This window comes from Candidatus Syntrophosphaera sp. (assembly GCA_019429425.1).
Classification (GTDB): domain Bacteria; phylum Cloacimonadota; class Cloacimonadia; order Cloacimonadales; family Cloacimonadaceae; genus Syntrophosphaera.
Genome location: JAHYIU010000060.1, coordinates 1 through 14,750, shown reverse-complemented (window position 1 = coordinate 14,750; position 14,750 = coordinate 1). Strand labels below are relative to the sequence as shown.

The 14,750-nt window shown below is 56.0% G+C and carries 11 protein-coding genes; 6 read left to right on the top strand and 5 right to left on the bottom strand.

Annotated features, from left to right (window positions below; translation table 11 throughout):
- On the top strand, positions 1-827 hold an 827-nt coding region (locus tag K0B87_07100), incomplete at its 5' end, for a T9SS type A sorting domain-containing protein (GenBank protein MBW6514505.1).
- 465 nt (positions 828-1,292) lie between these two features.
- Here the strand turns inward: K0B87_07100 and K0B87_07095 are convergent.
- The 5 genes from K0B87_07095 to K0B87_07075 form a co-directional block, all read right to left on the bottom strand.
- Complete coding sequence (locus tag K0B87_07095) at positions 1,293-3,008, bottom strand: SurA N-terminal domain-containing protein (protein ID MBW6514504.1); 1,716 nt, start codon at positions 3,006-3,008, stop codon at positions 1,293-1,295.
- Positions 3,005-5,596: a DNA mismatch repair protein MutS gene (gene mutS, locus K0B87_07090; protein ID MBW6514503.1), complete on the bottom strand. Its 2,592-nt coding sequence runs from the start codon at positions 5,594-5,596 to the stop codon at positions 3,005-3,007. Before mutS ends, K0B87_07095 begins: the two co-directional genes overlap by 4 nt.
- A gap of 46 nt (positions 5,597-5,642) precedes the next feature.
- Positions 5,643-6,683 carry an SPOR domain-containing protein gene (locus tag K0B87_07085; GenBank protein ID MBW6514502.1) on the bottom strand — a complete coding sequence of 347 codons (1,041 nt, stop codon included), beginning with the start codon at positions 6,681-6,683 and terminating at the stop codon, positions 5,643-5,645.
- A gap of 106 nt (positions 6,684-6,789) precedes the next feature.
- Positions 6,790-8,049 carry a transcription termination factor Rho gene (rho, locus tag K0B87_07080; GenBank protein MBW6514501.1) on the bottom strand — a complete coding sequence of 420 codons (1,260 nt, stop codon included), beginning with the start codon at positions 8,047-8,049 and terminating at the stop codon, positions 6,790-6,792.
- 18 nt (positions 8,050-8,067) lie between these two features.
- Positions 8,068-8,799 carry a class I SAM-dependent methyltransferase gene (locus K0B87_07075; GenBank protein ID MBW6514500.1) on the bottom strand — a complete coding sequence of 244 codons (732 nt, stop codon included), beginning with the start codon at positions 8,797-8,799 and terminating at the stop codon, positions 8,068-8,070.
- A 385-nt stretch (positions 8,800-9,184) separates the two neighbouring features.
- On the opposite strand from K0B87_07075, the gene K0B87_07070 reads away from it, so the two are divergent.
- The 5 genes from K0B87_07070 to K0B87_07050 all read left to right on the top strand — a co-directional run.
- Complete coding sequence (locus K0B87_07070) at positions 9,185-9,367, top strand: hypothetical protein (GenBank protein ID MBW6514499.1); 183 nt, start codon at positions 9,185-9,187, stop codon at positions 9,365-9,367.
- Between the two features lie 231 nt (positions 9,368-9,598).
- Positions 9,599-10,366, top strand: coding sequence for an ATP-binding cassette domain-containing protein (locus K0B87_07065; GenBank protein MBW6514498.1), 768 nt, complete (start codon positions 9,599-9,601; stop codon positions 10,364-10,366).
- On the top strand, positions 10,356-12,374 hold the full coding sequence (locus K0B87_07060) for an ABC transporter permease subunit (protein ID MBW6514497.1): 2,019 nt from the start codon (positions 10,356-10,358) through the stop codon (positions 12,372-12,374). The genes K0B87_07065 and K0B87_07060 overlap by 11 nt, the downstream gene beginning before the upstream one ends.
- Positions 12,374-14,209 (top strand): glutamine--fructose-6-phosphate transaminase (isomerizing), encoded by a 1,836-nt coding sequence (gene glmS, locus K0B87_07055; protein ID MBW6514496.1) that lies wholly within the window; start codon positions 12,374-12,376, stop codon positions 14,207-14,209. The genes K0B87_07060 and glmS overlap by 1 nt, the downstream gene beginning before the upstream one ends.
- A 243-nt stretch (positions 14,210-14,452) precedes the next feature.
- A partial coding sequence (locus tag K0B87_07050; GenBank protein MBW6514495.1) for a hypothetical protein occupies positions 14,453-14,750 on the top strand: 298 nt, incomplete at its 3' end.

Genomic DNA, 14,750 nt, shown 5'->3' with positions numbered 1-14,750 from the left:
CCTTCGCGGGAGTGGTCACGGGAGCGGTGCTTTCCTCCAATCCCGTGATCGACTACGGCAGGGTCATGGTCAAAAACGCTTCCGAGATCAGCACCCAGCCGGATGGATCGGGCAACTACATGCTCTATCTGCCCGCGGGAACCCACAATGTTTCCGCCACGGCGCCCGGATATCTGACCGACAGCCTGTTCCCGGTCGTGCTCAGCGCAACGACACCCAGTGTCGAGCATGATTTCTACCTTGGCTATTTCGCTCCGGCCACAGGTCTGGCGCATTATTCAGTTGGCGATACCCTGTTCATGATTTGGATTCCGCCCTCTGAACCTCTCTACCCGGTGCAGGCCTATCAGGTATACCGCCGTGTCAATGCGGGCCGCTACGAGCAACTGGGCCTGTATGTCCAGCCAGAGTATTCAGAACACATCACCCTGCCCGGAACCTACCACTACTACGTGGTTGCGGTCTATGCCCAGGGTGAAAGCGAGGGCACCGATCCCCTGGAATTTTCGTTCCCCTTCGTGCCCAACGAGGATCCGCAAAACCAACCGCTGATCTCGAAGCTCCATCAAAACTATCCCAATCCCTTCAATCCGAGCACGACCATCCGCTTTGACCTTGCAACTCAATCAAATGTCAAGCTGAGCGTCTACAACGTCAAGGGCCAGCTCGTCAGGCGCTTGCTGAACGAAGCCAGAAGCGCCGGCACCCACAACATAGTATGGGACGGCAGGGATGCGCAGAACCGCCCTGTGTCTTCGGGAATCTATTTCATCCGCATCGAGTCCCGGGATTACACGTCCACCCGCAGGGCGATCCTGATGAAATGACGTCCCAAGATAGTATGATAGTGAACCCGGGTTTATGCCCGGGTTTTTTTTGCCTCATACAAGATCGGAGGGCTGGGGTTCAGAGTGAGGAAAAATCAAACTGGCCGTCTGGCTCTGCAAACTACGGAAGTGGACTCATTCCATCATTGAATCGGAAATCTGCTAACCCTCTAACCGGCAGCCCCAATTTCGGATTCCATTATGCTCGCCCTCTTGATAAATACGCTATCAATACGGACTCACTACGGACTTTGTCCGTAATGAGTCCGTAATGACACCGTAATGATAAGGGGAGCCATGGGGGTTTCAAGTTTGGAACGCGACTCTTTCTCGGCACGTAAGTTACAGGCGGCAATACGCTTAGACCGTATGCGTGCGCCAGACGGGAGAAAGATCGCCAAAGCCGGGGCCAGGATTTTTCCTGGAGAAAGGAATCAGTCTCTCGATTGACAGCCTTATCAGGTTCTATTCGAGAAAGATCTTCACGTCGGCTTTCTGGATCTTGCCTACCATCCATGTCTCAAACCAATTGGCTGGGAGATTGGCAGCGAAGACCCTTTTTGCGTCCGCGGGGGCTATGTTGATCTTCCGGTCGGTGGAATAGGACAAGACCCGGGGTATGAAAATGAGGTTGTCATATTGGAAGCTTTGCTGCCTTTCCTTTTGCAGATGGCGCCGCAGGGTCTGATAAAAGACGTTCTCAAAGCCCATGCCCTGCAGGACTGTGCCAGGGTTCATGGTTTCCAGGCGGACGATTTTGGCTGATGCAGGCGCCGCAGCTCTGCCGGCAATGATCTGGTCCGCCAGATTGAGTGCCAGCCCTGTCTTTTTGGCGTTGGCCAGTTGGATTCGGATCTGTTCCTGAACCTGCTCCAGAGTTTTCACTTTGGCGGGGCCGTATTCCAGTAGTTCCACGATGAGCCAACTCTGCTGCTGAGCCGAGTATGCAGGTTCAAACACATGTCCGGCTTCCTTTCCGGGCAATTGGCCCAATATCGCAGTTTCCACAGCGAGATCCTCGGTCCAGGTCTCGTTGGGCTCGATGCGTCCGGTCCTCTTAAAAGGAAGGTCCATTTCGCTGGCCGCCTCGGCCAGGCCGATGCTACTGGCGAGCCTGCCAACCCTTTGCGCCCTAAGAAGTTCCAGATCTATGCTCGTCTGGGATGGTATGTAAGGGATCCGCAGGGTAAAGAAACTGACCATGCTTTTGGTGCGCTGTTCGAGCTCATAGATGGTGTAGCCTTCCGAATCGCCCACCGGCTTGCTGAAACCGCCTTCAGCCAATTCGCTGAGCAGGGCGTAGACCGCGGGGTCCAGATCACTGTTCCGCAAAAAACCGGAATTCTTGTACTCCAGCCAGGGGAAATCATCGCTGTGCTTTGTGATCACCTCAGCAACTGTATAACCCCGGGCGAGCTGGGCAGAGATGGAATCCGCGAGCACCATGCTGGTTTGGGTATCGGTCTTGGACGGCGTGACGCGGATGCTGGTCCAGGCGACCTTATAAAAGGGGTTTAGGCTAAATTCGCCATTATTCCTTTGATAATACATCAGGATCTCCTCTTCGCTCACCACCGGGTCCATGTCGTTGATGTCCAGGATGGTCCATTCGATGTCTGCCTGGCTCTGCAAGATCCGCGTGGCCAGCTTCCTGTCCGCCGAGCCCATCAGCTCGTCCTCGATCAAGTGCTTTTGCAGCCTCATGATCGGGATCTTGTAATCCTGATAATCCTTGCGGAGGGGGAGCAGGTTTTCCGGGGTGTCAAATTGCAGCGATTGGAAATAGATTTTGGGGTCAAACACGCCGTTGGTCATGAATTTTGGAGATCTGAGGATGTACTCGGGCACGTTGTTTTTCAGGGTGTCGATCACTTCCTGGTTGCTCACTCTGATATCATATTTCCTGAAATGTTCGGTGAGGATCACGTGCCTGGTGGCGTCCTTCCAGGTCTGGCGTTTGAGCATTTCTTTCTCTTCATTGTCAGGCGGGCGGTTGTTGAGGATCTGGAAATTGTTGTAATGCCCGCGGTAAGCATCCCAATAGGAGGAGCCCGGGATGGGTTTGCCGTTGATCCGGCCGGCCAGGTTGCCGCTTTGGTTGACCGCGCAGCCTGAAATGATGGCTGCCGCGAGGGCCAGAATGATGGGTGCCAGGGTGAGCAAACTAAGTTTCCTGTTCATAATCTGTCCTGCAATTCCTTTAATTTTTGCCAGGCCTCGATGGGTGTGAGTTCGTCGAGGTTGATGTCTTTGATCTCAGCAATGATCGGATCGAGTTCCGCGGCTTTGTCCGCCAGAACTTCATACAGTTCGAGCTGAGGGGAATTTTGGTTCAGTTTCCTGCGGATGGAGGCAGTCAGGCCCTGAGGCGAGATCTCGTGTTCTTCAAGGTTTTTCAGGATCTCGCGGGCGCGGCGGATAACGCGGTCGGGGATCCCGGCCAGCCTGGCCACCTGGATGCCATAGCTCTGGTCAGCCCCGCCCCGTTCGATCTTGCGCAGAAAGATCATCTGGTCGTTGAATTCCTTCACCAGCACGTTGTAGTTCTTGATGTCCGGATAGATGTTCTCCAGTTCGGTCAGTTCGTGGTAGTGGGTGGCGAAGAGGGTGAGGGTGTGTTTGAATTTCTGGATGTATTCGATGATGGCCCAGGCCAGGCTGAGTCCGTCGAAAGTGGAAGTGCCGCGGCCTATCTCGTCAAGCAGGATCAGCGAATCGGAGCTGGCGGTATGCAGGATGTTGGCCGTTTCGATCATCTCCACCAGGAACGTGCTTTGTCCCTGGGCGAGGTTGTCTGAAGCGCCCACGCGGGTGAAAACGCGGTCGAAGACAGGCAGGACCAGTTTTTGGGCGGGCACGAAACTGCCCATCTGGGCAAGGATGGCCAGGAGCCCCACCTGGCGCAGATAGGTGGATTTGCCTGCCATGTTGGGCCCGGTGATGATGGCGATGGAAGTTTCCGGATAATCCAGGAATGTATCATTGGGGATGAAATCCTCGTCGATCAGTTTCTCGATCACGGGATGGCGGCCGCCAATGACGGTGAGAGAGCGGTCAGGGCTGAATTCCGGGCAGCAGTAATCATTCTGCCAGGCCAGATGTGCCAGGCAGCTATGGACGTCGATAAGGGCGACGGTCTCTCCCAGTCTTTGCAGCAATTCGAGTTCCAGGGCCAGCTTCTGGCGCAATTCCCGATACAACTCATGCTCCAGGTTTTTGACCTTCTCTTCGGAACTGAGCACCTTGGCCTCAAACTCTTTGAGCCGTGGGGAGATATAGCGTTGGGAATTGACCAGGGTCTGTTTGGCAGTGTAATAATCCGGGACTTTGGCCACATGCGCGGCACCGACCTCGATGTAATAGCCAAAAACCCTGTTGTAGCCGATCTTGAGGTTGGATATCCCGGTTTTGTTGCGTTCGTCCTCTTCAAGGCGGGCAATCCAGGATTTGCCATCGTGGATTATCTCCAGCAGTTCGTCCAGGTCCTTGTCATAACCTGGATTGAAGATGCCGCCCTCGGTTATGGTGATGGGAGGTTTGGGACGGATGGCCCTGCCTATGGTTTCGATCAGATCGTCAAAACCACCGAGCCGCACTGAGTAAGCCTCAAGCAGTGGATGCTTGTAGGCGCTAAGCTTTTCTTTCAACTCGGCCATGGTCAGCAGATAGGACCTGAGCGCCACCAGTTCCCGCGGATTGATGCGCAGCGCACCCAGTTTGGAAACCAGGCGGGAAATGTCGCCGATCTCGCGCAGGCAATTGCAGACGTCTTTCAGATAGGCGGTGTTGGAGAGAAAGGCTTTGAGAGTTGACTGGCGCTGGAGTATCTGCTGCTTTTCTAAAAGTGGGTGCAGCAGCCAATATTGGATCAGCCGCGAGCCCATCGGGGTCTGGGTTTGGTCGATCACGGCCAGCAGGCTGCCGTGCCTGTCGCCGTAGCGGATGGATTTGGTCAGTTCCAGATTGCGCCGGCTGATCTCGTCGAGTTGCATGAAACTATCCAGGGAATAGAACCTGAGCGCGGCGATGTGGGTGAGAGGCACTTTGTACAACGACTGCACATAAGCCAGCGCGGCACCGGAAGCGGTGGAACCCAGGATTTTGCCCTGCGCCCCAAACGCCTCCAGGGAATGGACCCGGAAGTGTTTCTTGAGAATGGAGGCAGCTTCCGAGGGCTTGAATTGCCAACTGTCGAAGATGGTTATGGTGGGCTTGTTTTCCAGGTCCAGGCTTTTGACCAGGCTTTCGGCCGCGATGCTGGGAACGATCACCTCGCTGGGCCTGATCCGGGCCAGTTCGTTGGCCAGGTCGCCAAGCTGCACTTCCGTGAAGCTGAATTCTCCGGTGGATAGGTCCAGATTGGCCAGGCCGAGCTTTCGTTTCTCGTCTTCATAATACAGGGCGCAGAGGAAGTTGTTGGCGCTGCCCCCGATCAGAGACTGGTCCAGAACCGTCCCCGGGGTGATGATCTCCACGACCTCACGTTTGACCAGCCCCTTGGCCAGTTTGGGGTCTTCGATCTGCTCACAGATGGCCACTTTGATCCCGGCTTTGATCAGCTTGTCCAGATAGGTGTCCAGGGCGTGGTAGGGAAAGCCGGCCAGGGGCACTGGGTTGTCGTTCTTTTTATCTCGTGAGGTGAGGGTGATGTTCAGGATGCGGGAAGCCGTGTGGGCGTCTTCGAAAAAGGTTTCATAGAAATCCCCCATGCGGAAAAGGATCAGCTTGTCCGGATGCGCCTGTTTGACCTCCTGCAGTTGTTTGAGCATCGGAGTCAGCTTGGCTTCGGGAAACTTGTCTTTGTCCATCAAAATCTCAGAACTGGGTGATGAAACACTCGATGCCTTTTCCGATCAAGGCCTGGCGCACGGCGTCGGCCTCGGTCCTGGAGGGATAGGGCCCGCTCACAACCACCCAGGGCGTGCTGCGGTTGGCTTTGTCCTCAAAATAGCTGGCACCGAGATTGATGGCCCGGATATCCAGCGAAAGCTGGCTGGCCCTGGTTTCCACGCTGAACCTGCCGGCCTGGACGAAGAACCCACCCGAAGGCTTGGCATCCAGTTTCAATTCGGTTGTCAGGTCGGGAGTTGTGATTGGGGGAGCATCTTCTGCGGGGACAATGATATCCATGGCCGTGTAGGGATAGAGGAAAGAGATATCGATCGCTGAGCCGTGGCGTTCCTTGAGCTCAAAGAGGCTGTCCTCGATCAGGAAGGCCACCTGGGAATTGCGATTCAACTCAAAGCCTTTCTTATATTGAAGCATAGCCTCTCTGTTATTGCCAGCCAGTTGGTAGAGCCGGCCCAGGCGGTAGTAGAAATACTGCTCGTCGCGCGGATGTCCCGGCAGCGCTTCCAGTTTTCTCAGGGTTGTGATCCCGCTTTGGTATTTTCCCTGTTCCTGATACGCGCCGGCGAGCAGGTAATGGGCTTCGCCAATGTATGTGCCTGCCGGGTCGAGGCGGAGATACTGATCGCAATGTGAGATCGTGCTGGCATGGTCATCCAAAGCGTCTGCGCAGACCCCCAGCCAGTAGAACCTTTCGCGGATTTCGGTGGATCTGATCCGCTGCAGGAGCGCCTTGGCTTCCGCGATTTCCCGCTCCAGGATATGTATTCTGGCTCGCTCGAGCATGGCAAGCTGGCCGTAATGTGTGTTGGGATAGCGGTCGGCAGTTTGTTGCAGCAGGGGCATGGACTCGGATTTGCGGGTTTTGAGCATGGCGCTCAGATAGCTTTGCAGCGCCCGCTCCTCGTCGTTGCTTGCCTTGGAGGAGAGGAGCTGGGAAGCCAGTTCATCGAGCCTGCCGCTCTGGTAGAGGTTTGCCAGGTTTTGAAATTCGGGGCGGAATGCCACAGCCCGAGACGCAAACGGCGCCAGGAGCATGATCAGCAATAGCGTGAGCGCAAGCGGGGAGCGACTCATGGCAGGTTTTGGCAGGGCGTCAATATGCGGCGTGGTCCTAATTGCTCATCGAGTTGAGCATGTCGTCATTAGTCTCAGTAGCCTGCATCCGCTTGCGCAAGGTCTCAATGCCCTGGATCGGGCTGATGGTCTTCAAAAACTTGCGCAGGACATACATGCGGTTGATCTCGTTTTGAGTGAGCAGCAGCTCTTCGCGGCGGGTTCCGCTCTTGACCAGGTCGATGGCTGGATAGAGGCGCATGTCTGAAATGCTGCGGTCGAGCACCAATTCCATGTTTCCCGTGCCCTTGAACTCTTCAAAGATCACCTGGTCCATCTTGGAACCGGTGTCTATGAGGGCGGTGGCGATGATGGTGAGCGAGCCTGCCTCTTCAGTATTACGGGCTGCTCCAAAAAACTTTTTCGGCTTGATCAGGCCATTGGCGTCGATGCCTCCGCTGAGGACCTTGCCGCTGGAGGGGGTCACGTTGTTGTAGGCACGGGCGAGCCGGGTAATGCTGTCCAAAACGATCACCACGTCCTGATTCAGTTCGATCATCCGTTTGGCTTTCTCGAGCACCATTTCGCTCACCGCGGTGTGGTTTTTGGGCGATTCGTCAAAGGTGGAACTGATCACTTCGCGGTTGCCTGGGCGGAGGATCTTTTTCATCTCTGTCACTTCCTCCGGGCGCTCGTCCACCAGCAGAACGATCAGATACACTTCCGGATGGTTGGTGAGGATCGCGTTGGCGGTGTCCTGGAGAAGGGTGGTTTTGCCGGTGCGGGGTGCGGCCACGATCAAGCCGCGCTGGCCTTTGCCGATGGGGGTGAAGAGGTTTATGATGCGGGTGGAGTAGTTTTTGGTGTCAAACTCCAGATTAAGGCGTTCGGTTGGGTAATAGGGCGTGAGGGTGTCGTAGGGGCGGAGTTCCTGCATCGCTGTGGGGGCCATGTAGTTGACCGCTTCCACCCTCAGCAGGGCGAAGTATTTTTCGCCTTCCTTGGGCGAACGCACCGGGCCTGAGATCATGTGGCCGGTCTTGAGCCCGAACCGGCGCACCTGGGTGAGCGAGACATAGACGTCGTCGCGCCCGGGCAGGTAGTTATTTTGCGGGAACCGGAGGAACCCGAATCCGTCCTCCATGATCTCCAGGCAGCCCGTGACGAAGGACAGGCCTTCCTGCGCGGCTTGGAATTCGAGGAGTTTGAAGACCAGATCGTTGCCCTTGAGCTGGGTGTAGCCGGGGATCCCGTACTGCTTGGCCAGCTTGGTAAGTTGGGCTTGCGAGAGGTCAAAGAGGTTTTCGACTGTTGGCATTATTATGTATCTCCTTTGCTATGAACTTCTTGGCTTTGGTTTAACCCCGGTGATCAGCAGGCGGCTGGGGCTGGCGCATCCCACATTGTTTATACGTTCGACGATGGCTTTTCCTGCGTCGGTCAGTTCAGCGCCATCCTCGAAATTTTCCAGGCGTTTGAAGGTTTCGGCGATGTTTCGCCTGAGTTGCTCGCAGTTCCTGGCCTCCTTGGGATTGTCCACCGGCTGGTAAAAATCTATTATGTTCAGCTTGCTTAACTTGAGTTTTTTCACGATCTTGAGGATCTCCTCCCGAGTGTAGGTTTCTTGGTGATAAAGCCCGAAGCGGCGGTCGATCGAGGCCAGCCAGTGGTGCATGAGGATATGGGTTTGCTGCGCCTCGCTTTGTTCGCCGTCCTGATACATCTCCGTGAGCAGGAAGGTTCCTCCCGGTTTCAGGACCCTCATCAGTTCAGTGAAGATAACCTTCTGGTTGTCCAGATGGTGCAGTGAATTGGCCAGGCTAACCAGGTCGAAACTTCCATCTTCAAACTGCAGGTCCTGCAGATCCATTTGGTAGATCTCGATATCATTGTCCGGGAAGAGCTTCTGGGCGTATTCGATGCTCTTTTCAGATGAATCCACGCCAATGATCTGGACGTAGGAGCCCAGGTTCTTCCGCAGGACATTGATGAAATCGCCGCGTCCGGTGGCGGCGTCCAGAACATTTTCCCCCTTGATCTGCTTGAGAATGCTGAACGCGTTTTCCATAAAGACATTCCTCTCTTGTTTGGGTGATTGGGATGATTAGTTAGCTCTTCGCTCTGTAACTACTGATCCGCACAGTCGGGTATATTACTAAAGCTATTCTTTTGAAACCTCGTTATTTCGTCAAGCTTTTTCCTCGCAATTACGAAGCCGCGGTCCAACCTGCGCGGACATTGCGCCTCGGATGTCTCTTTCGGCGCTTGTTAGAGCTCGGATGATGTCAGTTTTAAGGGTCTGGTGATCCGTTTTTATTTCTTGACGCAAGGGCATCTGATTATATTGTATGTATCAGAAACAGCGTTGGCAAGTGCTCATGGCTTCAGCCACTTTCTGAATGATCACAGAGCCAAGGCTTATTAGAAAAAAATGCAAAATAGAGGAGATAGACATGGCGGCAGCGATTATCGGCAAAGTGAAAGGCCGGATGGAGCATAACCTTGAAGTGAAATGGGATGAATACAACCAGGAAGTTTTCGTCAAATCGGAAATCTGGACCTATGTTTGCAAGGCTCCGTCTCCAGGCGAAGCCTTGAAGAAAGCAGGGGAGTGGGTGAAGGAGAAAGGACTGTAATTGCCCGATTACCAATAAAAGTAACATCAGCGCCAGCCCCTGAATCTTCCGCAGTGGTAAGCCTGAGTTGCAGGACCAATGTGAAGCGGAACACAGCCTGAACCATGAGTGGGGAGGGTTTTGGCATGATATCCTCTCCCGGCCGGTTCCGCACTTTCCAGCCAAAAAGCTTGACACGATAGCGACCCCCAAAATGCTCATCCCTTAAAATATACATTCGAAGGATCGCGTATGATCAAGGTCCAGTCTTTGGTAAAAGAGTTTCCCAAGAAGGACGGCACGTCGTTCCGGGCGGTTGATGAGGTGAGTTTCGAAGCGGCCCATGGCGAAATCGTCTGCCTTTTGGGAGTGAACGGAGCGGGGAAAACCACCACCATGCGCATCCTCTCCACGGTTTTCCAGCCCCAATCGGGAACCGCCGAAATAGAAGGATACGACATTCTCACCCAGGGCGACAAGGTCCGGCAGAACCTGGGTTTTCTTTCCGGAGACACCGGGCTGTACTTACGCCTCACCCCCAGGGAGTTCATCACCTATTTCGGCCGTCTCTACGGCATCCGGGACGAAGAGATCAAGGCCAGGATCGTTGACATGGCCCAGCTTTTGGACATGAACGAATTCCTGGATAAAAAGATGGAATTCCTTTCCAGCGGGATGAAGCAGAAGGTTTCCATCGTGCGTTCCATCATCCACGATCCCCCGGTGATGATCTTCGACGAGCCCACCGCCGGCCTGGACATCCTCACGGCCCGCAACATCATCTCTTTCATCCGCGATTGCAAACAAAGGGGAAAATGCGTGCTCTTTTCCACCCACATCATGCGCGAGGCCGAACGCCTGGCAGACCGGATCGTGATGATCCACAACGGCAGGATCCTCACCCAGGGGACTCTGGATAGCATGCGCGGGGAATCCTCCCTGACGGATCTGGACGACATCTTTGTCTATTACGTGAATCAGGCCAACGCAGAAGTGAAGGTGGCGGCAAATGAATTTTAAGAAAGCCGGAATCGTCTACCGCAAGGAGATCCTGGAGATGCTGCGCGATCGGCGCACGCTCTTTGCCACCATCGTGCTGCCCGTGATAATGTATCCCCTGCTGTTCATGGGGTTTACCACCATCATGAGCCGCCAGACCGAGGTGTTGGAAAAACGGGGAGCCACCATCGCCTTCCAGGACAGCCTGCAGATTCGCGACACGGCTTCTCTGGCAATGAGCTCGGCCATCCAGAACAGCATCGACGGGATTGAATTTTACAGCCTCATGCCCAGCCCTCCGGAAGTCGAGAGGCTGCACAAAGAAAAAGAGATCCAGGCGATCGTGACCCTCTCAGACTCCGTTGGAGCTTCAGGACTGCCCACCTACAAGGTCAGGGTCCGATACGACGCCTCGGATGAACGGGGGCAGCTCGTTTATCGCCGGATTGACCAGGCCCTGATGCAAACAGCCCAGGAGGAAATCGGCAACCGCCTGTCCTCGCTCAGGGTCGACCCGCAGCTGATCAAGCCGATCATCATTGACCCTGTGGACACTTCCACCGCGGAAAAGAAGATGGGCTCGATCCTGGGGATCATCCTGCCTTACATGATGATCCTGATGCTGGTGGCCGGGGCCTCGACCATTGCGGCGGACCTTGTGGCGGGAGAGAAGGAACGGCGCACCCTGGAGACCTTGCTGGTCTCGTCCGCCACGCGCAGCGAGATAGTTTTGGGCAAATACCTCACCATCATCACCATGGCCATGATCAACGTGGTGATCAATCTGGTCAGCATCAGCCTGTCCATCAGGTTTTTCCTTTCCCAGTCGGGCCTTGCCACACAAAGCATCCAGATGCCCATCAGCGCCTTTGGGATCCTGCTGCTGGCGATGTTGCCTTTGGCCACCCTGTTCGCGGCCTTGCTGCTTTCGATCTCAACCTTCTCGCGCAACATGAAGGAGGCCAGGACCTACGAGCAGCCGATCCTGATGGTCTCGATGCTGCTGGGCATGATCAGCTTCATCCCCTCGGTCGAGATCAACAACCTGCTGGCCCTGATCCCGGTGGTGAACATCGCGTTGCTCTTCAAGGCGGTGATGATCAACGAATACAATCTCACCCACTTTCTCATCACTGTCGGTTCCACCCTTGTTCTGGACGTGTTCGCCATCTGGCTCACCGTCAGGCTGTTCAACACCGAATCCGTGCTCTTCCGCACCGAGGATGACAGCAGCATCAAAAACGTGGCCCGCAACAAGCGCAGCTTCTTCAATTCCTTTTACGGGCTGCTCTATTTTGCTTTGGCCGTGATCGCCCTCTACTACATCGGCGGAAGCCTCCAGGCCAAAGACATGATCAAGGGCCTGACGCAGACGCAGGTCTTCATCATCCTGCTGCCCGTGCTGCTCCTGCTCCGGGCGCTCAAGCTCAAGCCCAGGGAAATTCTGCGCCTGAAACTTCCGCGCCTCAAAGAGGTCCTGCTGATCCCCTTCATCGCGGTTTCCGCCGCGCTGATCGTGGCCATCCTCTCCCAATTCATCAATTCCATCTATCCTTTTCCGGAGGAATACATCGAAGCCCTGTCCAGGTTGTTCACCCAGGATGTCCCGCTTTGGCAGATGTTCCTGGTGATCGCGGTGTTGCCCGGCATCTGCGAGGAGATCCTCTTCCGGGGCTTCATGGTCCGGTTCTATGAAGGCAAATCCCTGCGCCTTGCCGTCATCGCCAGCGCCCTGCTCTTCGCGGTCTTCCATCTGGATCCCTTCCGCTTTGTGCCGGTCTTCCTGCTGGGCCTGCTGCTCGGTTATCTGACCCTCCGTTCCGGCAGCATCATCAACAGCATGCTTTCCCATACGATCAACAACGGCCTGGCCCTGTTCATCGTCACCTACGCCAGCCAGCCCTGGCTCCAGCCTTTCATCCAGGACGCAGATAACCTGCATTACTGGGTTCTGGCCCCGGCGCTGCTGGTATTTGCCGGGTCGATGGCTCTTTTCCATAAGGCCACGGCTCCCCAGGAGGTATCCTGATGTGCGGAATAGTTGGTTACATCGGCTCCCGCAACGCCCTGCCCATCGTGGTTGAAGCCCTGAAACGCCTGGAATACCGAGGCTACGACAGCTCCGGCTGCGCCTTGATCCATGGGAACGAGCTGCAGGTCTACAAAAAACAGGGCAAGATCGTGGAACTGGAGCGCTCATTGCCTGAACCGAACAAATGTTCAGGCCAGATCGCCATTGCCCACACCCGCTGGGCCACCCACGGCGAGCCAAATGAGCTCAACGCCCATCCCCAGGTCGATTGCTCCGGCACGATCGCCATCGTCCACAACGGCATCATCGAAAACTATAAGCTGCTCAAACAGCAACTGCTCGAACTCGGCCACACCTTCACCAGCGAGACCGACACCGAGGTCGTGGTTCACCTGATCGAGCATTACCAAAACAGCGAAAGCTGCCTCGAGGACGCCGTCCGCGAAGCCCTCAAAAGGGTGGAGGGCACCTACGGGCTGGTGGTGCTTTCCCAGGCCGAGCCGGACAAGTTGATCGCCGTGCGCAAGGGCTCGCCGCTGATCATTGGCATCGGCGGAGGCGAACATTTCATCGCCAGCGACGTCAGCGCCATCGTTATCCACACCAAGCACGTGATCTATCTGGAGGATGACGAGATCTGCGTGGTCCGGCGCGACACCTTCGACATCACGAACATGCGCCACGAGCTGGTTCAGCCCCAGATCTCGGTGGTCGATTGGGACATTTCCGCGATCGAAAAAGGCGATTTCCAGCACTTCATGCTCAAGGAGATCTACGAGCAGCCCAGCACCGTGGATAACGCCTTCCGCGGCAGGATCGACGAGAAGAACGGAACCGCGCGCCTGGGCGGATTGAATCTCACGCCCCAGGAACTGAGGCAGGCGCGGAACATCCATCTGATCGCCTGCGGCACCTCTTTCCACGCGGCCCTCATCGGCAAATACATGATCGAGGACATGGCCCGCATCCCCGTCCAAGCGGAATACGCTTCTGAATACCGCTACCGCAATCCCATCATCGACGCGGACACCCTGGTCTTCGTGATCAGCCAGAGCGGCGAAACGGCGGACACCCTGGCGGCGATGCGGGAGGCAAAGTCACGCGGGGCGAGGGTTCTGGGCATCACCAACGTCGTGGGCAGCACCATCGCCCGCGAATCCAGCGGCGGTTCCTACATCCACGCCGGCAGCGAGATCGGGGTCGCCTCCACCAAGGCCTTCACCTCGCAGGTCACCATCCTCTTCCTGCTCGCCGTGCTTTTGGGACGGCAGCGCAGCTTTGCCACCAACCTCGGCTTGGACTACATCCGCGAATTGCAGCAGATCCCCGCCAAGATCGAAAGCATCCTGGCCCAGAACGAGAGATTGCGCCAGATCGCGGCAAGCATCAAAGACTGCCCCCAGGCCCTGTATCTGGGGCGCGGGATCAACTATCCCGTCGCCCTGGAAGGCGCCCTCAAGCTGAAAGAGATCTCATACATCCATGCCGAGGGCTATCCCGCCGCGGAGATGAAGCACGGCCCCATCGCCCTCATCGACGAGCATATGCCTGTGGTCGCCATCGCCACCCGCGATCCGCTCTACGAAAAGATCCACACCAATCTGCAGGAGGTCCGCTCCCGCCGGGCCAGGCTGATCACCATCGCCACCGAGGGAGACACTGAACTGGAGAAGCTTTCCGAGCATGTTATCCATATCCCGGACACCCTGCAAAACCTGCAGCCGTTGCTGACCGTGATCCCTCTGCAACTGCTGGCCTACCACGTGGCCGACCTCAAGGGCCTGGACGTGGACCAGCCCCGCAACCTGGCCAAAAGCGTGACCGTGGAATAAGCTTTTTCCCGCTTATTCCGCCCTAATATTCAGCTCGTCCGCCACTCGCTTATTGCCCGCCGACTAACCGCCAGACGGGCGGGTACTCGGCGGGAGGCGGGTTAGTGGCAAACGGGCCAAACATCAGGGCGGAAAGGGGGTTAAGGTTTCATAATGGCGGATGCGGCGTATAATTTCCTTGACAGTTTGGGCTTTGCTTAAAAGATAATTCCCTTGAGCATCCTTTCGAGCAAGGAGTTTATTATGCCCGCGTTCAAAGCTGTCATCTTTGGATTGATATTGATTGCCTGTGGCTGCGGCCTGCATGCCCAAAACCCTTACTGGCTGTGGGCGGTGAGTGCCAGCGGTAATGTGCACGAACAGGGGGCAGACGTTGTGGCAGACGCCGATGGGAACATCTATGTGACTGGGGGGATGGAGTGGCAATCAACCTTTGGTTCCATCGTAATCGACGGATATGGCTATGGCGACGTCTTCGTGGCCAAGCTGGATTCCGCCGGCAACTGGCTCTGGGCCGTCCAGGCCACCGGCACGAGCACCG

Coding starts and splice junctions, on each gene's coding strand:
- K0B87_07095 (MBW6514504.1), bottom strand. CDS start 3,008: ATGAACAGGAAACTTAGTTTGCTCACCCTGGCACCCATCATTCTGGCC.
- mutS (MBW6514503.1), bottom strand. CDS start 5,596: ATGCTCAAACAACTGCAGGAGGTCAAACAGGCGCATCCGGACAAGCTG.
- rho (MBW6514501.1), bottom strand. CDS start 8,049: ATGCCAACAGTCGAAAACCTCTTTGACCTCTCGCAAGCCCAACTTACC.
- K0B87_07075 (MBW6514500.1), bottom strand. CDS start 8,799: ATGGAAAACGCGTTCAGCATTCTCAAGCAGATCAAGGGGGAAAATGTT.
- K0B87_07070 (MBW6514499.1), top strand. CDS start 9,185: ATGGCGGCAGCGATTATCGGCAAAGTGAAAGGCCGGATGGAGCATAAC.
- K0B87_07065 (MBW6514498.1), top strand. CDS start 9,599: ATGATCAAGGTCCAGTCTTTGGTAAAAGAGTTTCCCAAGAAGGACGGC.
- K0B87_07060 (MBW6514497.1), top strand. CDS start 10,356: ATGAATTTTAAGAAAGCCGGAATCGTCTACCGCAAGGAGATCCTGGAG.
- glmS (MBW6514496.1), top strand. CDS start 12,374: ATGTGCGGAATAGTTGGTTACATCGGCTCCCGCAACGCCCTGCCCATC.